The 21672-nt window shown below is 74.9% G+C and carries 10 protein-coding genes and 1 pseudogene; 5 read left to right on the top strand and 6 right to left on the bottom strand.

Features of this window, described 5'->3' with window-relative positions:
- Window positions 1-71 precede the first annotated feature (71 nt).
- Window positions 72-776 carry an HAD-IA family hydrolase gene (locus ACGF5G_RS27290; RefSeq protein ID WP_393267796.1) on the bottom strand — a complete coding sequence of 235 codons (705 nt, stop codon included), beginning with the start codon at window positions 774-776 and terminating at the stop codon, window positions 72-74.
- A 257-nt stretch (window positions 777-1033) separates the two neighbouring features.
- Here ACGF5G_RS27290 and ACGF5G_RS27285 point away from each other — a divergent pair, with 257 nt between their 5' ends.
- Window positions 1034-2443: an acyl-CoA synthetase gene (locus ACGF5G_RS27285; RefSeq protein WP_393267794.1), complete on the top strand. Its 1410-nt coding sequence runs from the start codon at window positions 1034-1036 to the stop codon at window positions 2441-2443.
- Between the two features lie 33 nt (window positions 2444-2476).
- On the opposite strand, the gene ACGF5G_RS27280 is transcribed toward ACGF5G_RS27285, so the two are convergent.
- Window positions 2477-3136 (bottom strand): 4'-phosphopantetheinyl transferase, encoded by a 660-nt coding sequence (locus tag ACGF5G_RS27280; protein ID WP_393267791.1) that lies wholly within the window; start codon window positions 3134-3136, stop codon window positions 2477-2479.
- Between the two features lie 168 nt (window positions 3137-3304).
- Between ACGF5G_RS27280 and ACGF5G_RS27275 the strand changes: the two genes are divergently transcribed.
- The gene (locus tag ACGF5G_RS27275; RefSeq protein ID WP_393267790.1) at window positions 3305-3757 is read left to right on the top strand and encodes a cold-shock protein; all 453 of its coding nucleotides are present in this window, start codon (window positions 3305-3307) and stop codon (window positions 3755-3757) included.
- A gap of 126 nt (window positions 3758-3883) precedes the next feature.
- On the opposite strand, the gene ACGF5G_RS27270 is transcribed toward ACGF5G_RS27275, so the two are convergent.
- Window positions 3884-5266, bottom strand: coding sequence for an AMP-binding protein (locus tag ACGF5G_RS27270; protein ID WP_393267787.1), 1383 nt, complete (start codon window positions 5264-5266; stop codon window positions 3884-3886).
- 1421 nt (window positions 5267-6687) lie between these two features.
- On the opposite strand from ACGF5G_RS27270, the gene ACGF5G_RS27265 reads away from it, so the two are divergent.
- From ACGF5G_RS27265 to ACGF5G_RS27255, 3 genes are all read left to right on the top strand, one after another.
- The gene (locus ACGF5G_RS27265; RefSeq protein ID WP_393267786.1) at window positions 6688-9534 is read left to right on the top strand and encodes an AAA family ATPase; all 2847 of its coding nucleotides are present in this window, start codon (window positions 6688-6690) and stop codon (window positions 9532-9534) included.
- A gap of 543 nt (window positions 9535-10077) precedes the next feature.
- On the top strand, window positions 10078-12900 hold the full coding sequence (locus ACGF5G_RS27260; protein WP_393267784.1) for an AAA family ATPase: 2823 nt from the start codon (window positions 10078-10080) through the stop codon (window positions 12898-12900).
- 267 nt (window positions 12901-13167) lie between these two features.
- The gene (locus ACGF5G_RS27255; RefSeq protein ID WP_393267782.1) at window positions 13168-14250 is read left to right on the top strand and encodes a hypothetical protein; all 1083 of its coding nucleotides are present in this window, start codon (window positions 13168-13170) and stop codon (window positions 14248-14250) included.
- Here the strand turns inward: ACGF5G_RS27255 and ACGF5G_RS27250 are convergent.
- The 3 genes and pseudogenes from ACGF5G_RS27250 to ACGF5G_RS27240 all read right to left on the bottom strand — a co-directional run.
- Window positions 14228-15067 carry an ABC transporter permease gene (locus ACGF5G_RS27250; protein ID WP_393267780.1) on the bottom strand — a complete coding sequence of 280 codons (840 nt, stop codon included), beginning with the start codon at window positions 15065-15067 and terminating at the stop codon, window positions 14228-14230. The two genes, ACGF5G_RS27255 and ACGF5G_RS27250, sit on opposite strands and share 23 nt — an antisense overlap.
- Complete coding sequence (locus ACGF5G_RS27245) at window positions 15064-16116, bottom strand: ABC transporter ATP-binding protein (RefSeq protein ID WP_393267777.1); 1053 nt, start codon at window positions 16114-16116, stop codon at window positions 15064-15066. Before ACGF5G_RS27245 ends, ACGF5G_RS27250 begins: the two co-directional genes overlap by 4 nt.
- A gap of 85 nt (window positions 16117-16201) precedes the next feature.
- A pseudogene (locus ACGF5G_RS27240) lies at window positions 16202-21667 on the bottom strand (type I polyketide synthase); the annotation flags it as partial.
- Between the last annotated feature and the right edge of the window lie 5 nt (window positions 21668-21672).

The following is a 21672-nucleotide window of genomic DNA, read 5'->3' as shown; positions in this document are numbered from 1 at the left end:
CGAACGGGATACGACCCGGGGACAGGGGTGTCGACCGGCGAGCCGGGCGCGGCGACAGGGGTGTTGGCCGGTTACCGCGCGTGTCCGTCGACACGGTGGGGTGGGCCGGGCGCCGGGCAGAGGGGCAGCAGCTCGTCCAGCCGGGTCAGCACGACGTCGGGGCCGGCGGCGCGCAGGGCCTCCTCGTCGGACTCGCCCCACAGCGCGGCCACCGCGACCACCCCGGCCGCCCGCGCGCTGAGCAGGTCGCTCGGTGCGTCACCGACCATGAGCGCCTCCGCCGGCCGGGCCCCGAGCAGCCGCAGCGCCTGCCGCACGATGTCCGGTGCGGGCTTGGGCCGGGGCACCTCGTCCGAGCCCACCACGTGGTCGACGAGCGGCAACAGGTCGAGTCGGCCGAGCAGGTCCCGGGCCCGTACGCCGCTGCGGCCGGTCGCCACGGCCAGGCCGATCCCCCTCCGCCGCAGCGTGCCGAGCAGCTCCGTCACCCCGTCGACGGGGGTGACCCGGTGCGCGAGGCGGTTGCTCTCCCGGACGAACGGCTCGGCCAGCGCCGCCGGCAGGCCCATCAGCTCCAGCACCTCCGGCAGGTACCGGCCCGGATGGCGGCAGTACTCCTCGACCGGGGCGACGCCGTCGCCGACCACCTCCCCGTACGCGAGGGCGAACGCCTCCCTGGCCACCGCGAGGCTGTCGACCAGCACCCCGTCGAGGTCGAGCACCACGGCCCGGACGCTCGCGGGCACCGACACCCGTTCCGTCGTCTCCCCGGCCACCGACGCCACCTCCCGCCCGTCCGACCTCGCCGGCCGGTAGGGGTGGCAGGCCGGGGGACGCCCCGACTACGGTCGGGATCGTCGTCCCGGGCCTGCCGGCCGGGCGTACGCACCCGCCCGGAACCACCGGCGCACCGTCGACCCTACCGGCGTCCCGGGCCCCCGGTCCGGCACCGGGTCACGCCCGGCCGCTCCGGCCCGGGTCACGGCCCGGCCGCTCCGACGCCGGGCCCGAGCCGCTGGAGAAGGGTCGCACCATGCCGCTGCTGAGCTGGCTCTCGGAAGGCACCGACGAGCGCCCGGACGCGATCCGCGTCGACGACCGGGCGGTGTCCGGGGTGGAGCTGCGCCGCCTGGCCGCGGCGGTCGCGGACGAGCTGCGCGGCGTCGACCGGGTGGCGATCGAGGCGACCGCGACCCTGGAGACGGTGGTCGGGGTGGTCGGCGCGCTGACCGCCGGGGCGGCGGTCGTGCCGGTGCCGCCGGACGCCGGGCCGATGGAACGCGACCACATCCTGCGCGACTCGGGGTCGACGGCGCTGCTGGTCTCGGCCGGCGCGGAGCGCCCGGCCGACGGCACGGGCCCAGCCGTCGTCCCGATCGACCTGACCCGGCGCTCGGACACCACGCACCCCGAGCCGGACCCGGCCCGCACCGCGCTGATCCTCTACACCAGCGGCACCACCGGCGCGCCGAAGGGCGCGGTCATCTCCCGCCGCGCGGTCGCCGCGTGCCTGGACGGCCTGGCCGACGCCTGGGCCTGGACGCCGGACGACCTGCTGGTCCACGGCCTGCCGCTGTTCCACGTGCACGGGCTGGTGCTCGGTGTGCTCGGGCCGCTGCGGCTGGGCAGCCGGCTGCACCACGTCGGCCGGCCGCGTCCGGAGCGCTACGCGGCCGCCGAGGGCTCGATGTACTTCGGCGTACCCACGGTGTGGTCCCGGGTCGCCGCCGACCCCGACGCGGCGCGGGCCCTGCGCCCGGCGCGGCTGCTCGTCTCGGGCAGCGCGGCGCTGCCGGCGGCGGTCTTCGCGGACCTCGCCGCGCTCACCGGCCACCGGGTCGTCGAGCGGTACGGGATGACCGAGACCCTGATCACGGTGAGCGCCCGGGCGGACGGCCCGCGCCGGCCGGGCACCGTCGGGCTGCCGCTGCCCGGAGTGCGGACGCGGCTGGTCGACGAGCAGGGCGCGACGCTGCCGGCCGACGGGGCGGTGATGGGCGAGCTCCAGGTCAGCGGCCCCACCCTCTTCGACGGGTACCTCAACCGTCCGGACGCCGACGCGGCGAGCAGCACCCCGGACGGCTGGTTCCGCACGGGCGACGTCGCCACCGTCGACCCCGACGGCTGGCACCGGATCGTCGGGCGGGCGTCCACCGACCTGATCAAGAGCGGCGGCTACCGGATCGGCGCGGGCGAGGTGGAGGACGCCCTGCTCGCGCACCCGGGAGTCCGGGAGGCCGCCGTGGTGGGGATCCCGCACCCGGACCTCGGCCAGCAGGTCACCGCGTACGTGGTGGGCGACGGGGTGGACGGGCCGGAGCTGGTGGACTTCGTGGCCCGGCACCTGTCCGCGCACAAGCGGCCGCGCGAGGTGCGCCTGGTCGACGCGCTGCCCCGCAACGCCCTCGGGAAGGTGCAGAAGAACCGGCTGCTGGCGGACTGACCGGTCGGCCACGGCGACCCCGGTGCGGGCGGGTCAGGCGACCGCCGGGATGCTGATCGCGGTGACCACCAGGCCCCGGCCGACCAGGAACCGGCCGGCGAAGGCGGTCACCGGCACCCCGCCGAGCACCGGGCCGGGCACCAGCAGGTGGGCGGTGAACGTCCCGGCCGGATCGAGCACGATGTCCGCCTCGGCGAAGTCCAGCCACCGGCCGGTGAGCGGAAACCACGCCTTGTAGACCGACTCCTTCGCGCTGAACAGCAGGCGGTCCCAGCAGACCGACGGGTCGGCGGCGGTGAGCGCCGCGGTGCGGGCGCGCTCGGCCGGCAGGGCGATCGCGTCGAGCACCCCGTCGGGCAGCGGCGCGTGCGGCTCGGCGTCCACCCCGAGGGTGGCGAAGGCCGCCGTACGACCGAGGACGGCCGCCCGGTAGCCCTCGCAGTGCGTCATGCTGCCGACCACGCCGTCCGGCCAGACCGGGGCGCCCCGCACTCCGGACAGGATCGGCACCGGGGGGAAGCCCAGCTCGCCGAGCGCCCGGCGGGCGCAGTGCCGCACGGTGGTGAACTCCCGGCGGCGCTTCTCCACCGACGCGGCGACCAGCGCCTCCTCCTCGGGGAACAGGGTCAGGCCGGCGGGGTCGGCGAACGACTCGGCCACCGCCACGGTGGAGGGCAGGATCTGCTCGATCACGGTCGCCGATGCTAGGCGCTGCGGCGGCCGGCACTGCCCCGACGCCGGCCGTAGGGTGCACCATAGGGGTCGGGTACGGGTGCCGGGCCGCGCGGGCGGCTGCCAGTCTGGGGGGTGCCCCGACCCACGGGTGGGACAGCGGATCGGTCGGATGGATGCGGGAAAGCGATGCTCACTGGCAAGGTGGTGCGGTTCGACGAGGTGCGGGGCTACGGGTTCATCGCCCCGGACGACGGCAGCGACGACGTGTTCGTGCACGCGAACATGCTGGACGGTGACAAGTGGGCGCTGACGCCCGGTGTCCCGGTGGAGTACGACGCGGTGGAGACCGACCGCGGCCCCAAGGCCGTGCTGGTGCGGGTGGTCGGCGCGGCACCGGCAGTGGAGCGGGCCGGGACGGCCCGGGCCGGCGTGCCGGTTGCCGGCGGGCGGGGTCGGGAGAGCGGGCAGGTCGCGGACGACGAGGACGGCCTGTGCGACGTGCTCTCCGAGCGGGCGTTCTCCGCGGAGACCACGGAGGCGCTGGTGACCTCCGTGCCGGACCTGACCGGGGCGCAGATCGTGGCGGTGCGTGCCCGGATGCTGGCCCTGGCCCGACGGCACGGCTGGGTGGAGGGCTGACCGCAGCCCGCCTCGTCGCGGAACCACCGGCACGGCGCGGACCAGCCGCACAGGGAGCGTCTGCACGGGGAGCCGGCGCGGACCAGCCTGCCGCGACCCGGCCGGGCATGGTGCCGACCGGCCGGGTCAGCCGGCGGCGACCAGCAGGGACTTCCTGATCCGACCGAGCGCGGTGCGGGGCAACTCGTCGACGAAGTGCACCCGGCGGGGGCGTTGGGCGGCCGAGAGGTGCCGCCCGACGTGGTCGATCAGCACCTGCGCGGTCAGGTCCTCGGTGGCGACGACGTAGGCCGTGACCTGTTCGCCGAGCGTGGGGTGCGGCGTGCCGACGACGGCGGCGTCCCGGACGCCGGGGTGGTTCATCAACGTCTCCTCGACCTGGCCGGCGTGCACCCGCCGGCCGCGGCTGTGCACCACGTCGAGCCCTCGGCGTCCGATGATCCGGTGTGACCCGTCGGCGGCCACGGTTGCCAGGTCACCGGTGGCGTGCCAGGGACCGGCCGCGCTCCGCCCGCCGCCGTCGACGTAGCCGCTGAACAGCGTCGGCCCGCGGACGCTCAGCTCGCCCACCGCCTCGCCGTCGGCCGGCACGGGCCGGTCCTCGCGGTCCAGCACCCGGGTCTCCACGCCCGGGAGGGGGCTGCCGACGGCTCCGTCGACCGGTGGGTCGCCGGCCCGACCGGTCATCGCGACGAGGGTCTCGGTCGTGCCGTACGCCTGGACCGGTGCGTGCGAGGTGAGCAGCCGGAGCCGCTCGGCCACGGCGGTGGCCAGCGGGGCGTCCGCGGAGATCAGGATCCGCGCCGCGGCCAGCGACCGGGCCAGCGGGCCGTTCCGCGCGATCCTCGCCCACTGCGCGGGCAGCGCCAGGTACATGGTGCCGGTCGGGCCCGCGCAGGCGTTCCGGTCGAGGTGGACGAAGCGGCTGCCGGCCCGCAGCGCGCCGAGCAGACCGACGACCAGGCCGTACGCCCGGAACAGCGGCGCGCCCTGGACCACGACGTCCTCCCCGCTCCAGCGCCAGGCGTCGGCCAGCAGGTCGAGGTCGGCGGCGATGGCGCGACGCGAGATGCGCACCCCGCGCGACGGCCCAGCGGCTCCTCCGGTGTAGAGGATGACCGCGTCGGCGCCCGGCTCGGGCTCGGGATGGTGCGTCGAGGAACGCTGACGCAGGTCGACGGGAACCGTGGGCAGCCGGTCGCCGCCGGGCTGGCGCGCTCCGAGGACCACCGTCGTCCCGGACTGCCGCAGGATGCGGTTCCGCTCATGCTGCTCGGCGTCGGGCGGCAGTGGCACGAGCGGAACGCCCGCGTGGACGGCGCCGAGCATGCCCACGACCGTCTCCAGGGTCGGCGTGGCGTCGACCGCGACCACGCCGGCGTCCCTGATCCGGTCGGCGACCGCGGTGACGCAGCCGAGCAGGGCCTCACTGGAGAGCGTGCCGCCGGCCACCCTGACCGCATCGGCCCGGTCCGCGCCCGATCCCCGCAGCGCCGGCAGCAGTGTCATCCCCGTTATCCCCTGCCAGGGACGTGCACGAGTCGCGGCAGCAACTGGGACATCACGACGGCCACAGGACCCTTCACGTCATGGGGTTCGAGCAGCCCCATATCCGGCCATCCCGCCATCGACGCGGGGTGTCCCGAAATTAGGCTGCGCAATGGTCGGACACAACCCCTAGCCACCCGGCCAGGTCCCCTGCCGACGATGGCGGGCCAGGTCGGACGCGATGTGGCCCCGCCTTTGGCAACGGCCGGCAGGACCGTTCTGGTGCCCGTGCGACTCTGTGGGGAGAATACCGTCCGGCAGAAGCGGTGAGCAATGGACTCCGATCGACGGTGGAATTGTCGGCCGGCCACCGGACGAAACGACGGAAAATCGATTCCACGAGCCAATCTCTTTCAATTTTCAACGGGCTCGGCACCGCCCGCGGTGCCCGCTCCCGACAGCGCTGGGAGCATAATTCATTTTTAACAACATAATCGCTTAATGTTCCCAAAGGTCCGAATCGGGCAGGCCTGGGACGATGCCGCGACGCAAGCCCCTTCCCATCCGGCCGACGCGGCCACGGAGGGGTCACGCCATCGGCGCGGGGAACGCATTACCTCGCAGCAAACAGAGGATCTCTCACAATTCCGCCGGCCCGCCCGACATCCGGCGCCTCCCGGAAACCGAACCGGGACGGGCGGGCCGACCACCGCCGGCGACGCGACCAGCACCCTGAGCGCGGGGCGCCGGACGCCATCCGCCGGGCGGGGGCAGACGCTCGCCCCAGCCCGGCCGTCACCACCGGGCCGACCGGGCTGAACTGCCCGCATCCGACCGGCGCCAGCCTCCGCCCACCCCTCCGACGACTGACCGGACAGGCCCCGATTGGCATGCGACACGGCCAGCCGGGCCGGGCGGGGACGAACACTCGCTCGCGGCCCCGCGGGCGGCTCGCGCACGCCTAGCACGGGGAAGGCGCGACAACCAATGGCCGCATCGCCATAAAAAAGCAACCTCGACGACCGGCGCAACACCTGGTCACGTTGCGGGATCAGGCGGCGACTTTCTGTTGTGAATCCCGCGCCCGACGCGTGATGTCGGCGGCAAGGACACCCGAGCCGATGTTTGCCCATCCTTTACAAACCTCGGCTTGCCGCCCAATTGCCGAACTGCCATACTCCCACCATCACGGCGGTCGATAGGGGGAGACCGGCCAAGAGGAGCTGGGGAATTATCGCCGACACTGGCGGGCTGCAACTCGGAGCCGCCAGTCGGTCAAGTCGGTCGATGGCTGCCCGTCACTCCTCGACGGCGATCTATATAACCAAAACTGGAATGGGTCGAGAATTGCCGGTCTCCGATTTCGTCGAGCTCCAGGGCCGCGCAGGGCAGGTGGCGTGTCCGGTGACCGCGGGCCGCCCGCTCCTCCGGAGGCCGCGTCGATGGAGCTGACCGAGCGGTCGTGCCAGCTCGACCTGCTGGAACGCCGGCTCGCGGACCTGATCGCCACCGGCGGCACCCTCACCGGCCGGACGGTGACCGTGCTGACCGGCCCGGTCGGCTCCGGCAAGACCGCGCTGTTGCAGACCTTCGCCCGGCGGGCCGGCGAGGCCGGGGCGCGCGTCCTCGGCGCGAGCGCGTCCCGCGCCGAACGCACCGTCCCGCTGGAGGTCGTCCGCCAACTCGTCCGGGCCGCGTCGTTGGATCCGGACGACCGGGCCCGCGTCGGGCGGTTGCTGGACGCGGGCTCCCTAGCCTGGGCCGACGTCGACGGCGCCGAGGACGAGGACACGGCCCGCAGCACCGCCGCGATCGGCGGGGCCCTGCTCGAGCTGACCGCCCGGGGCCCGCTCGTCGTCGCGGTCGACGACGTCCACCACGCCGACACGGCGTCGCTGCGGTGCCTCGACTACATGGCCCGGCGGATCGCCGGCCTGCCCGTGCTGGTCCTGCTGACCGAGGCGCCGCGCACCAGGCCGTGGCGCCCCGAGGTCTACGCCGAGCTGCTGCAACCCGCACGGCTGCACCGCATCCGACTCCCGCTGCTCACCGTCGAGGGGACGTTCCAGGTGCTCGCCCACCGCCTCGGCGTCCCGGTCGCCCGGACCATCGCCGAGGAGAGCCACCGGATCAGTGGCGGCAGTCCACTGCTGGTGCACGCGCTCGCCGACGACCAGGCCGCCGCGCCCCGGTCCGCGGACCACCCCGTCGCCGGCGAATCGTTCCGGGAAGCCGTGCTGAGCTGCCTGTACCGCTGCGACCATCCGGTGCTCGAGGCCGCCCGGGTGCTCGCCGTGACCGGCGATTCCCTGCACGGCAACCTGCTGCCCCAGCTCGTCGGCGCCCGGTCGCGGTCCGCGCTGGGCGCCGTCGACGGATCGACCAGCGCCGGGCTGGTCACCGAGGCGGGGCTGCGGCATCCGGCGGTGGGTCAGGCGGTGCTCGACGGGATGACCGCCGAGGAACGCGCCCGGCTGCACCTGGAGGCGGCCTGCCTGCTGCACGACGAGGGCGCGCCGCCGGCACGGATCGCGCCGCACCTGGCCAAGGTCGACGAGCTGACCGAGCCCTGGATGGCGCACAGCCTGCTGGACGCCGGCGAGCAGGCGTTGGTCGACGGCGAGGTGGAGACCGCCCGGCGGTATCTGCGCCGGGCGAACCGGAACGCCGTCGGCGACTGCCTGCGGGCGCGGATCCGCTCCGCGCTGGCCCGCGCCGAGTGGCAGCTCGACCCGCAGGCGGCGGTCCCCCACCTGATCGGCGTCGCCACCGCCGTCCGCGCCGGGCACCTGGGCAGCCAGCAGGCGGCGGGGCCGATCCAGTACCTGCTCTGGCACGGTGATGTCGACAAGGCCGTCGAACTCGTCCAGCACCTGAGCGACCGGGCCGACAGCGCGGATCCGCGGTCCGCGGCCGAACTGCTCGTCACCACCGGCTGGATGTCCACTCTCTATCCCGGGGTCACGGTCGGCCGGCCCAAGCCCACCGCCGCCGCCCGGGACCCGTTCACCCTGGCCAAGGTCAAGCGTGGGCTCGAGGGAGCCACCCTGCTGTCCGCCGTGCTCGAACGCGGTGACGCCACGGTGGTCGAGGCCGCCGAGCGGGCTCTGTCCACTGGCGGGCTGGACGACGAGCCGAGCATGTGGACCAGCGTCTGCGCCATCATCGCCATGATCTACGCCGACCGGCTGGACCTGGCCGGCGACTGGTGCGACCGGTTGGGGCGCAGTCCGGCCGCCCGACGCCATCCCTCGCCATCGGCGGCCCTCGCGGTCCTCCGGGCGTCCGTCAGCGGCCGACTCGGCGATCTGCCCCGCGCGGAGCGGCTCGCGGACGAGGCGCTGGGCCAGCTCTCGCCGAAGGGTTGGGGGGTGGCGATCGGGATGCCGCTCGCCGTCCGCCTGCGGGCCCTCACCTTCATGCACGAGCTCGACGCGGCGGCCGCCTGCCTCCAGGTGCCGGTCCCGCCGGCGATGTTCAAGACCCCGATCGGGCTGCACTACCTGCATGCCCGCGGGACGCACGCTCTCGCCGCGGGAAGCCCCGAGGGCGCGCTGGCCGACTTCCAGCTCTGCGGGCAGTTGATGACCTCGTGGCGGCTGGACCACTCCGGTCTGGTCCCGTGGCGGACGGAGTCGGCCCGGGCGCTGCTCCGGATGGGCCGCCGCCAACAGGCCGGGAAGTTGGTCCGGGAGGAGCTGGCCCGGCTGCGGCCGGTCCAGGTGCGCTACCGGGCCGCCGCGCTGCGGGTGCTGGCCGCCGCGGAGGACGGGCCGGACCGGATCACCCACCTGCGCAGCGCCGTCCGGCTGCTGCGGCAGTGCGGCGACCGGGTGGAGCTGGCGCACAACCTGACCGACCTCGGCCACGCCTACCAGCAGGCCGGCGACCGGCGGGAGGCCCGGGCCGCGGCCCGGGCGGCCCGGGTCCTCGCCGAGGAGTGCGGCATCCCGCTGCTGAGGGCCAGCACGGCCACCGCCGGCTCCGGTTCGGCCGAGGGCCCCGCCGGCACGGCGGTGGTGGTCGACGGTCTCAACGACGCGGAGTCCCAGGTGGCCACCCTGGCCGCCCAGGGCCACACCAACCGCGAGATCGCCGAGAAGCTCTTCCTGACGGTCAGCGCCATCGAACAGCGGCTGACCCGGATCTACCGGAAGCTGAACGTCAACTCGCGCAACGAACTGGCCGCCCGGCTGCGGCTGCACCGGCCCGGCGCGACCCCGCTGCACCCGCCATCGCCGGGCCAGGGCGAACCCGGGGGCCGTCCCCCCGGACCACGGTTCCGCTGACCGTCACCCGCCGTCCACCGGCGCCGTCCGCCCGCGCCGTCCCGGCCTGACCACCTCCCGCCGACCCGGTCCCGCCGGCGGGCGGCCGCCGCCCACCAACCGAGGGCGGCTGTTCGTCGGGTCACACTCCGTCCGCCGGGCATGCGCGCGGGAACGCGGTATGGCAACGTCGAGGCGTACCGCGGAAACCCTTCGTTCACGGTGTCGTCATCTCCGGCCGTCCGGCCAGACTCGACACCCCTTGCGGCGCATCGCGCAACCCCTATTGACGGACAAGATCCGCAGGCTTGTGCGCGAAACGATGGGGTCTCGCGCCCGTTGTCGCACAACCCCCCCGGTGCCAGACTCGCCTGGGCACACGGACCGTCCGGTGATCGGCATGGTTCGGCGAAGAATTTCCAGGTCCACCCGGCACGGCGGCCCGGTGCGCTCCACCCCTACCCCCGATGGGCGCGGTGGAGGGGCGGCTGTCCGGCAGGGGGGGGCGGTGTCGGGCAGCGCCGGGGTTCCGGCTCCGCACCGCGTACGAGAAGGGCTGACACGGTGTTGGTGCAGCAGGAGGAGCAGACGACCCGCCTCCGGCGGGCATTCCGCGCGTGCGAGGAGCAGCAGCGAGGACACGTCGCGCTGGTCACCGGCGCGGTGGGGAGCGGCAAGACCAGTCTGCTGGAGGCGTTCGGCGAGTGGGCGGCCGCCAACGGCGGGCAGGTGATGAGCGCTGCGGGCTCGCGGGCGGAGCGCGGGCTCTATCTGGGAGTGATCGGGCAACTGTTCCACAGTGCACGGCTCGCGCCCGACGCGGCGGCCCGGGTCGAGAAGCTGATGGGCGACGCCACCTTCGCCACGTCCCTGCCCGAGCCCGGCGGTGAGGCGGCCGAGGGCGACCGGGCCTGGGCTCCCCTGCTGCACGGCCTCTTCGCCACCCTGCTCGACCTGACCGGCACCGGGCCCCTGGTCCTCGTCGTCGACGACGTGCACCACTCGGACCCGGCCTCGTTGCACTGCCTTCTCTACGTGACCCGCCGACTGCGCCACGCCCGGATCATGGTCGTGCTCGCCGAGGCGTCGACGCTGCGCCCGCCGCACCCGCTGTTCCGGGCCGAGTTGCTCAGCCAGCCGCACTTCGCCCGGATCACCCTGCCGCCGCTGACCGTGGACGCCGTCGCCCGGCTCGTCGGGGGCGACCCCGATTCCGCCGACGCCCGGGAGACGGCGGAACGCTGCCTGGACATGACCGGCGGCAACCCGTTGCTCACCCGGGCGCTGCTCGAGGAGCGGGCCGGCGGCGGGACGGGCGACGGCGCCGGCCCGGCCGTCGGCGACGCGTTCGACCAGGCCGTGCTCGGCTGCCTCTACCGGCACGAGCCCGGGGTCCGCCGGGTGGCGCAGGCACTGGCGGTGCTCGACCGGCCCGCCCCGACCGAGCTGCTCGGTCACCTCCTCGACGTGGCACCCGAGTCCACGGTCCCGGCGGTGCGGGTGCTGCGCACCTCCGGCCTGATGCAGGCCGACCAGTTGCGCCACCCGCGCATCCTGCACTCGATCCTCGGCGACATGTCGCCCGACGAGCGGCGCGGCCTGCACCAGCGGGCCGCCGAGGTGCTGCACGACCACGGCGCCGAGCCGAGCGTGGTCGCCGAGCATCTGGTGGCCGCCGGCTGGGCGGACGCGCCGTGGGTGGTGCCGGTGCTGCAGGACGCCGCCGGACACGCCCTGGCCTCGGGCCGCCCCGACGTGGCCGCCGCCTGCCTGCGCCTGGCCTCCCGCGTGTGCGTGGACGAGCGGCAGCGGGCCGCCACCACCGAGATGCTGGTGAGCGCCCGCTGGCAGGTCAACCCGCTGGCCGTGAACGGGCAGCTCGGCGAGCTGGTGGAGACGGCGCGGGCCGCCGGGCCGTCCAGCGACGTCGGCCTGTCCGCCGTGCCCTACCTGCTCTGGCAGGGTCGCGTGGAGGAGGCCACCGAGGCCGTCAGCGGTTTCTCCGCCGAGGATGAGCACGGCCCGGGCGGCGTGGCCGCGCGGCTGCGGACGATGCAGCTGCTGGTCGCCCTGTCCCACCCCGACCACCTGGCCACGGTACGGGAGACCCCGAGCGCGTGGGCCCGGGCGGCGAGCGCGCCGACCACGGTCAGCCCGCTGCTGCAGGCGGTGACGGTGCTGCACACCGCGCTGACGCCGATCGCCGAGAACGACACCGTGGCGACCGCCGAGCAGCTCCTCCAACGCCACCACACGGACGACGGCTCGCTGGGCATGCTGACCGCTCCCCTGCTGGCGCTGCTGTGGGCGGGCCGGTCCGACCGGGCCGCGGCCTGGGGGGACGTCCTGCTCGGCCGGCCGGCCGCCCGGCACGCCCCGGTGTGGCGGGCCGTCATCCGGGCGATCCGGGCCGAGGCGGCGCTGCGCGTCGGTGACCTGCCCGGCGCCGAGCACCACGCCCGCACGGCGCTGGAGGACATCCCCGCCCCGGCGTGGGGCGTGGCGGTCGCGGGCCCGCTGGCCACGCTGGTCGCCTGCGCGACCGAGGCGGCCCGGTTGTCCGAGGCCGACCGGTGGCTCGCCCACCCGGTTCCGCCCGGCATGTTCCGCACCCCGCTGGGCCTGCACTACCTGGCCGCCCGTGCCCGGCACCACCTGGCCGTACGGCGGCCCCACGCCGCGATCACCGACCTGCGGCGGTGCGGCGAACTGATGCGCACCTGGGGCGTCGACGCGGCCGGGCTGGTGCCGTGGCGGCTGGAGCTGGCCCGGGTGCAGCTTAGCGTCGGCAACAAGGCACAGGCCACGCAGCTCCTCCAGGAGCAGCTGCGGGTGCCGCACGGGGTCGACGACCGGACGCGGGGTCGGACGCTGCGGCTGCTCGCCACCACCGCCGCCCCGGACCACCGGCGGAAGCTGCTCTCCGAGGCGGTCAACCTGTTGCAGGCCTGCGGCGACCGGCTGGAGTTGGTGCGGGCGCTCGGCGACACCGGCCAGACGTTGCAGCGGGCGGGTGACTCGGCGCGGGCCCGGCTGCTGGTCCGCCGGGCGTACCAACTGGCCCAGGACTGCGGGGCGTCGGTGCTGGCCCAGCGGCTCATCCGGCGGGAGCCGGGCGAGGTGCTGCCGGCGTACCCGGCCGGCGCCGAGACGCAGGAGCCGGACGACGGGCTGAGCGAGGCCGAGCGCCGGGTGGCCGCGCTGGCCGCCCAGGGCCACACCAACCGCCAGATCTCCAGCAAGCTGTTCATCACGGTGAGCACCGTCGAGCAGCATCTGACGAGGGTGTACCGCAAGCTCGACGTGAAGCGACGCACGGACCTGCCGGCCCGGCTCGTGGCACACGCCGATCCGCTGCCCGAGGACGCGCGGGTCGAGGCGTCCTGACGGTGCGGGCGGTACGGGCCACGACGTGCCGCCCACTCCCGTGGACCCGCCGACGCACTCCCGGCGTGTCCACGGCCCCGCACCCGAAAGGTTTTCATTTACGCTCGTCGAACAGATACCAGGTTTGGCCAGGCCTGATGAATGCGGGAAGACCCACCTCGCCTCTGGACTTAACTCCTCGCCGTCGGTAGGTTCAAGCCCGACGGCGAGCTTCAATGAATGGGGCCGGTCGGTCGTCGAACCGGCTGCGCGGGAAGCGGGGCGGCAATGACGCTAACCTTCATCGTCGGGACCGGACGTTGCGGATCCACACTCCTGTCAACGATCCTGCACACCCATCCCGCGATATCGAGCCTCAGCGAATTCTTCGCCACGGTTCGACTTCGCGCATTCCCGCCGCGGCCGATCAACGGACTCCAGTTCTGGCAACTGTTGGCAAGACCCGACCCGAACCTGGACGGAATGGTGGGCAACGGGCTGCGCGTCCCGGAGCACCTCTACCCCTACGGCTCCGGTCGCTTCCGCCCGCAGACCGGCGTACCGGCGATCTGCCACATGACCCTGCCGATGTTGACGAACGACCCCGACGGGCTGCACGACGAACTGGCCGGGGAGGTGCGGCGCTGGCCGCGCCGGCCGGTGGTCGAGCACTACCGGCAACTGTTCGCGTGGTTGCGCGACAGATTCGGCCGGACGGTGACCGTGGAACGCTCCGGCCTCTCACTGCCGCTGGTGGGCCAGCTTCGGGAGACATTTCCGGAAGCACGATTCATCCACATGTACCGCGACGGGCCGGACTGCGCGTTGTCGATGAGCCGGCACGCCGGATTTCGCATGATCATGCTCGCCATCGAGGCCGCACGGCTCGCTGGCGCGCCCCCCAAGGAATTCAACGGCGAATACGTTCCGCTGCCGCCGCGACAACTCCGACTACTGCCCCCGGATTTCGCCAAGATGTTCATGGGGAAACTGGACCCGGATTTCATCATGGGCACCGATCTTCCGTTGCCGGAATTCGGTCGGCTGTGGTCGTCGCTGATCCAGCAGGGGGTGGAAAGTCTGTCGCACGTTCCACCCCAGTCGCGGATGTCACTGCGCTACGAAACACTGCTGGCCGATCCGGTGCCACAGCTGACCATGCTGGCGGAGTTCATCGGCGTGGAGGCCGAGCAGAGCTGGTTGGACGAGGCGTGCCGCCGCCTCGACCTGTCCCGTGCCGGGAGTGCCACGAGGCTCGACCCGGCGGTCCTGGCCGATCTGCGCACCGCCTGCTCGCCTGGCGAGCAGGCGCTGAGCGCGGCGGCGGCGTCGCCCCGTCCCGTGCCGGTCAGTCCATCGCCCGGCGCATGAAACCGCGGATGCCGATCGCCGTGAACACCACGAACACCCCGGCGAGAACGAGCAGGTCGAGCCAGAGCGGCACCGACTCCACCCCGGACGGGCCGACCAGCGACCGGGTGGCCTCGCTGACGTAGGTGAGCGGGTTGAGCGAACAGATCACCTGGTACCAGCGCAGCGAGTCCAGGCCGAGCAGCGGGAACTGGGTCGCGCCGGTGAACATCAGCGGGGTCATCACCACGGTGAACATGATCTGGATGTGCTGCGTCGGGACCAGGGTGCCGAAGGTCAGGCCCAGCGCCGCGCCCACCAGCGCGCCGACCGCCAGCACCCCGATCACCTTGAGCACCACCGCCCAGGGCCAGGTGACGTCGAGCATGAGCATGCCGACCGGGATCAGCACCACGCCGGCGATCAGCCCGCGGATGCCGCCGAAGACGATCTTCTCCAGGGCCACCAGCGGGATCGCCATGGGCGACAGGAGACGGTCCTCGATCTCCCGGGTGAAGGAGAAGTCCATCACCATCGGCAGCGCGGTGTTCTCCAGCCCGATCAGGAAGGCGTTCAGCGCGATCACGCCGGGCAGCAGCACGTTGGTGAAGTCGTCGCTGGCGTACCCCAGGTCGCCGAGCACCTTGCCGAAGATCAGCAGCATGAACAGCGGCTGGATGAAGACCTGGAGCAGGAAGCCCACCAGCTCCCGGCCGGTGACGAACAGGTCCCGCGAGAGCACCGCGCGGAACGTGGCGAACTGGTCCATCGCGCGCACCGGCGGCGGCACCGCGGCCGGCGACGGCGCGGACGGGGTGGCGGGGGCGGTGACGCTCACCGAAGTTCCCTTCCGGTCAGGTGGATGAAGACGTCTTCCAGGCTGGGCTGGCCGATGTTGAGGTCGCGGACCTCGCAGCCCAGGTCGGCGAGGATCTTCAGCGCCATCGGGATGGCGTTGGCCGGCTGGGTGCCGGTGTAGACCCGGAAGGAGAGCGTGCCGTCGGGGTCGGCGGGCGCCTCGGGCGCCGGCGCGGGCATCGGCATCGGCGGCATGCCGGGGAACGCCGGCGCCGCGGCGGCGGCTCCCGCGCTCGCCTTGAAGTGCTCCACCCGCTCCACGTCGGGTATGGCGTCGAGCGCGGCCCGCACCTCCTCGGCGGGGGCGCCGGCGGCCACCACGAGGGTCAGCGTGCTGCTGCCTGGCAGGGTACGGGTCAGCGCGGCGGGGGTGTCCAGCGTGAGCAGCTTGCCGTGGTCGACGATGCCGACCCGGTCGCAGAGCTTCTCCGCCTCGTCCATGTCGTGGGTGGTCACCACGACGGTGACGCCGGCCTGCTTCAGCTCGGCGACCCGGTCGTGCACGAAGAGCCGGGACTGCGGGTCGAGGCCGCTGGACGGCTCGTCGAGGAACAGCACGCGGGGCGAGTGCATGAGCGCCCGGGCGATCATGGTGCGCTGCGCGAGGCCCCCGGAGAGGAAGTCCGTGCGGGAATTGGCGAACTCCTTGAGCCCCATCTGCTCCAGCAGTTCGTCGGCGCGCCTGGCCCGCTGTGCCCGGGGCACCCGGTGGTACGCCGCGTGGAACAGCAGGTTCTGCCGAACGGTCAGCGCCCGGTCCAGGTTCACCCGCTGCGGCACGACCGCCAGCAACTGCCGGGCCACGGCCGGCGCGCGCGCGACGTCCGCCCCGCAGACGGTGGCCCGCCCGGAGGTGGCGCGCACCCGCGTCGTCAGCACACCGATCGTCGTGGTCTTGCCCGCGCCGTTCGGCCCGAGCAGACCGAAGACCTCGCCCGCGGCGACGGTGAAGCTCAGCCCGTCCACCGCCGCCGGCATGTTGGGCTGGTACTGCTTGACCAGCTCCTCGACCACCACTGCCTCGTCCACGTCGCCATGCTCCCGTTCTGGTCACCGCTACGACAGATGTCGATAGTCGAGTTAGGGGGTGCTAGGGGCTGCCCGGGGGCCGCTCCTAGAGGCCACGCCCGGACAGCCACTCCTGCACGCCGGCCGCCAGCTCCGGGCCCCGCTCGCCGACCATCGTGAAGTGGTCGCCGGCCGCGTCCACCGCCTCGTGCGGGTACGGCCACACCGACCGCCAGCCGTCGGGCTCCCCGCTCCACTCCCCCAGCGGTTCGCCGGCCCGGACCAGCAGGGTCGCCGACGCCATCGGGGCCGGCTTCCAGTCCAGGAACAGCGGCAGGTACCCGGCCCAGGCCGTGGCCCGGTAGTCGTCCATCGGGGTGTACGCGCTGTCCCGCTCGACCATCCCGTCGAGCAGCTGCGACGTCCAACCGCCGAGCACCTCGCTGTTCGCCGGGTAGGTGTCCATCAGCACCACCGCGGCCGGCGGCCGGCCCTGGCGTTCCAGCTCGCGGGCCAGCACGTTGGCCACCATCGCGCCGCCGGAGTGGCCGGCCAGCACGTACGGGCCGCCGCCGACGGTCCGCAGCACGGTGTCGGCGTGCACCCGCAGCAGCGCGTCCAGGTCGGCGGGCAGCTCCTCGCCCACTCCGAAGCCGGGGTTGGGCAGCGCCCAGACGTCCCGCAGGCCGCGGAAGCCGGCGGCGATCCGGGCGTACTCGTGCGCCCCGGACAGCAGCGACATCGTGCAGCAGCAGACCAGCGGGGCGCCCGCGCCACCCTCGGCCAGCCGGAGGATCCCGGCCGGGCGGGTGAGCTGCGCCGGCTCGGTGAAGCTGGGCCGGAACTGGGCCAGCTTGACCAGCAGTTCGGCGTACCCGGCAGCGTCGGCGCGCGCCTTCGGCTGGCGGAACAGCCCGCCGAGGATCCCGCCCGCGCCCTCCGGGGTGCCCGCGCCCTCGGCCGGCGCTTCGCCGGCCGCGTCCGCGCCGAGGATCTGGCCGAGCAGGTGACGGGCCAACGCCGTCGGGCTGGGGTGGTCGAACAGCAGGGTGGCGGACAGCTCCGCCCCCGTCTCCTGGCGCAGCGCGTCCCGCAGCTCCAGCGCCGTCAGCGAGTCGAAGCCCAGCTCCAGGAAGTCCCGATCGGCCTCGATCGCCCCCGGCGAGGCGTGCCCGAGCACCGTGGCCACCTGCGCCCGAACCAGGTCCAGCAGGATCCGGTGCCGGTCGGCGGCGGAGGCGGTCAGCCGGTCGCGCAGCGCCCCCGCCGGGTCGACGACGGCGCCGCCGGCCGGCCCGGCCGCGCCGACGACGGCGGCGGCCTCCGGCACGCTGCGTAGCAGCGGGCTGCGGCGCACCGCGGTGAACGCCGGCACGAACACGGGCCAGTCGATGTCCGCCACGGCGAGCAGGTCGTCGCCGCGCCCGACGGCCTGCTGCAAGGCGGCCAGGGCCAGCTCGGCGGAGAGCGGCCGGACGCCCCGGCGGCGCAGCTGCCCCGGCTCGGCGACCTCGTCGGCCCACGGCACCCAGGCCAGGACCGTGGCCGGCCGGCCGGCGGACCGGCGGCGGGCGGCCAGGGCCTCCAGGCCGGCGCCGGTGGCGGCGGCGATGGCGGCCCCGCCGCTGCCCCAGGTGGCGGCGGTCGAGCAGAAGACGACGAACTCGTCGACCGGCCGGCTGGCGACGGCGGCGTCGAGCAGCTCCACGGCGGCGGTGCCGGCGGCGACCGCGGCGGCCAGCCAGGCCGGGTCGAGAGCGGTGACCGGCTCGCCGGCCCCGCCGGAGTCGGCGACGTGGATGACGGTGCGCACCGGCGTCCCGGCGGCGGCGAGTCGGTCCAGCTCCGGCGGCAGCGCGGTCGGGTCGGCGACCGTCGTGACGTGGACACCGGCCGGCGCGGTGGGCGCCGCCGCGCCGGCGAGGACGAGGTGGGTCGCGCCGCGGTCGGCCAGCCAGCGCAGCACGTGCGCCTGCCGTACCCCCGCCGGGCCGTGGACCAGCACCGCGCCGCGGGGCCGCCAGTCCTCGTCTCCGGCGGTCGGGCCGGTCGGAGCGCGTTCCAGCCGCCGCGCGTACACCCCGGCGGCGCGGACCGCCACCTGGTCCTCCGCGCCGCCGGCGGCGACAACACGGGCCAGCGCGGCGAGGGCCCCGTCGTCGGGGGCGGCCGGCAGGTCCACCAACCCGCCCCACAGCCGCGGCTGTTCCAGCGCGAGCACCCGCCCCAGGCCCCACACGTACGCCCCGGCGACGGCCGGCGCGGGTTCGTCGCCGTCCACGGCGACCGCCCCCCGGGTCACGCACCACACCCGGACGCCGCCCACGTCGGCGAGGGCCCGGACCAGCGCGGCCGTGCCGGCCAGCGGGCCGGTCCCGACGACGCCGTCCGGCTCCCCTGCCGCGAGCAGCGAGACCACCACCGACGGGGCGTCCCCGGCGGGCAGGGCGAGGTCCCCCGGGTCGTCGCCCACGGTGACGAGCACCGGCGACAGGCCCTCGGCTCGGAGCGCGGCCAGCACCGGCCCGGCCGGATCCCCGGCGCGGGCGACCACCAGGCAGGGGCCGGTCGGCGGGGTACCGCCGGGCGGCGGGTCGAGGCGCACCCAGCCGGTGCGGTACCGCAGGCCGTCCAGCTCGGACCGCCGGCGCTGCCGCCCCCGGTACGCGGCGAGGGCGGGCAGTAGCTCGGTCAGCGCGTCCCGCCGGTCGGCGTCGAGGCCGAGGACGGCGGCGAGCGCGGCCGGCTGGTCCTCCTCGACGGCGGCCCAGAACTTCCCGTCCGCGGCGGCCTGCGCCCGCCGGACGCCGAAGCCGAGTTGCGTGGGGTCGGGCCAGTACCGCTCGTGGTGGAAGGCGTAGGTGGGCAACTCGACCCGGGCGGCGTCGGTGCCGGCGAACAGGGCCGCCCAGTCGACCCCGGCCCCGCGCAGGTCCACGGCGGCGAGCGCGGCGAGCAGGCCGGCCGCCTCGGCCTGGTCCCGGCGGATCACCGGCACGAAGGCGGCGGCGTCCAGGTCGGGCAGGCACTCCCGGCCCAGCGCGGTGAGCGCGGCGTCCGGGCCCAGCTCCAGGAACGTCCCGGTCCCGGCGGCGGCGAGCGTGACGATCCCGTCGCGGAAGCGCACGGTGTCCCGCACGTGGTCGACCCAGTACCCGGGGTCGGTGGCCTGCGCGGCGGTGAGCAGGGCCCCGGTGCGGTCGGAGACCACCGGCAGGGTCGGCGGGTGCCAGGTGACCTTCTCGGCGACCACCCGGAAGTCGGCCAGCACGGCCTCCATGCGCGCGGAGTGGAAGGCGTGGCTGACCTGCAGCCGGCGGGTCCGCCGGCCCTGGGCGGCGAGCCGTTCGCCGGCGGCTAGCACGGCGTCGACGTCGCCGGAGAGCACCACGGACGCGGGGCCGTTCACGGCGGCCAGGGACACCCGCTCGTCGAGCAGCGGGGCGACCTCGGCCTCGGTCGCCCGTACGGCGAGCATCGCCCCGCCCTCGGGCAGGGCCTGCATGAGCCGGCCCCGGGCGGCGACCAGGGCCGCCGCGTCGGCCAGCGACAGCACCCCGGCGACGTGCGCGGCGGCCAGCTCGCCGACCGAGTGGCCGAGCAGGTGGTGCGGGCGCAGCCCCCACGCGGTGACGAGCCGGTACGCGGCCACCTCGTACGCGAACAGCGCCGGCTGGGTGAACTCGGTGTGGTCCAGCAGCGCCGCCTCGGGCGAACCGGGGGCGGCGAACACCACCTCGCGCAGCGGGCGGCTCAGGTGCCGGTCGAGTTCGGCGGCGACCTCGTCGAAGGCGGCGGCGAAGGCGGGGAACCGGCGGTGCAGTTCGGCGCCCATGCCGGGACGCTGGGCGCCCTGGCCGGTGAAGAGGAGGGCGAGCTTGCCCGCGGGACGGGCCACGCCACGCACCACCCCGGGCGCGGGGCGGTCCTCGGCGACCGCGCGCAGGCCGGCCAGCAGGTCGGCGCGGTCGGCGCCGGTCACGGCGGCCCGGTGCGGCAGCGCCGCCCGGGTGGTGACCAGGGAGTACGCCACGTCGGCCGGGGACAGGTCGGGGTGGGCGGCCAGGTGGTCCAGCAGCCGGCGGGCCTGCCCGGCGAGGGCCGGCGCGGAACGGGCGGAGACGATCCACGGGGCCGGCGGCGGGGGCGTACCGGCGGGCCGGTCGGCCGCGGCGTCCTCGGGGGCGGCCTGCTCGATGATGGTGTGGGCGTTGGTGCCGCTGACGCCGAAGGCGGAGATCCCGGCGCGGCGAGGTTGGCCGGTCTCGGGCCACGGCGTGGGCTCGGTGAGCAGGGTGACCGCCCCGGCCGACCAGTCGACGTGCGGGGTGGGCTCGTCGACGTGCAGGGTGCGCGGCAGCACGCCGTGCCGCATCGCGAGGACCATCTTGATGATCCCGGCGACGCCGGCGGCGGCCTGGGTGTGGCCGATGTTCGACTTGACCGAGCCGAGCCACAGCGGACGGTCGGCGGGACGCTGCTTCCCGTACGTGGCCAGCAACGCCTGCGCCTCGATCGGGTCGCCGAGCGTGGTGCCGGTGCCGTGCGCCTCGACCACGTCGACCTGGTCGGCGGTCAGCCCGGCGTTGGCCAGGGCCGCCCGGATGACCCGGCGCTGGGAGGGGCCGTTCGGCGCGGTCAGGCCGCTGCTCGCCCCGTCCTGGTTGACGGCGCTGCCGCGTACCACGGCCAGCACCCGGTGGCCGTTGCGGCGGGCGTCGGAGAGCCGTTCGAGCAGCAGCATGCCCACGCCCTCGGACCAGCCGGTGCCGTCGGCGGCGGCCGCGAACGCCTTGCACCGGCCGTCCGTGGACAGCCCCCGCTGGCGGGAGAACTCGACGAAGACGGTGGGGGTGGCCATCACCGACACCCCGCCGGCCAGCGCGAGGGTGCACTCCCCCAGCCGCAGCGCCTGGCACGCCAGGTGCAGCGCGACCAGCGACGACGAGCAGGCGGTGTCCACGGTGACCGCCGGCCCCTCCAGGCCGAGGGCGTACGAGATCCGGCCGCTGGCCACGGCGGCGGCGCTGCCCGTGCCCAGGTATCCCTCGACGCCGCCGCCGACGCCGGTCAGCAGGGCCGCGTAGTCGCCCTGGCTGCTGATCGACGCGTACACGCCGGTCGGTGCCCCGCGCAGCGCCGTCGGGTCGATCCCGGCCCGCTCGAACGCCTCCCACGCCGACTCCAGCAGCAGCCGCTGCTGGGGGTCCATGGCGAGGGCCTCGCGGGGGCTGATGCCGAAGAACGCCGGGTCGAAGTGGCCTGCCTCGTGCAGGAAGCCGCCCTCCCGCACGTACGAGGTGCCCCGGCTGTCCGGGTCGGTGTCGTAGAGCGCGTCGAGGTCCCAGCCCCGGTCGTCGGGGAACGCCGACATCGCGTCGGTGCCCGCCGCGACCAGGTCCCACAGCTGCTCGGGGGAGGAGACGCCGCCGGGAAAGCGGCAGCTCATCCCGATGATCGCGACGGGTTCGCTCAGCGCGGCGGTGAGCTGCTGGTTCTGCTGCTTGAGCTTCTGGTTGTCCAGCAGGGAGGCGCGCAGCGCGCTGACGACCTCGTCCAGTGAGACGCTCATCGGGG

The organism is Micromonospora sp. NPDC047730, from assembly GCF_043204765.1.
GTDB lineage: Bacteria > Actinomycetota > Actinomycetes > Mycobacteriales > Micromonosporaceae > Micromonospora.
Note: the sequence above shows the minus strand (reverse complement) of the source record. Positions and strands in the feature narration are given on the sequence as shown.

Bases quoted from the DNA above. Each gene is read 5' to 3' on its own strand.
- ACGF5G_RS27270 (WP_393267787.1), bottom strand. From the start codon at position 5,266: ATGACACTGCTGCCGGCGCTGCGGGGATCGGGCGCGGACCGGGCCGAT.
- ACGF5G_RS27265 (WP_393267786.1), top strand. From the start codon at position 6,688: ATGGAGCTGACCGAGCGGTCGTGCCAGCTCGACCTGCTGGAACGCCGG.
- ACGF5G_RS27285 (WP_393267794.1), top strand. From the start codon at position 1,034: ATGCCGCTGCTGAGCTGGCTCTCGGAAGGCACCGACGAGCGCCCGGAC.
- ACGF5G_RS27255 (WP_393267782.1), top strand. From the start codon at position 13,168: ATGACGCTAACCTTCATCGTCGGGACCGGACGTTGCGGATCCACACTC.
- ACGF5G_RS27275 (WP_393267790.1), top strand. From the start codon at position 3,305: ATGCTCACTGGCAAGGTGGTGCGGTTCGACGAGGTGCGGGGCTACGGG.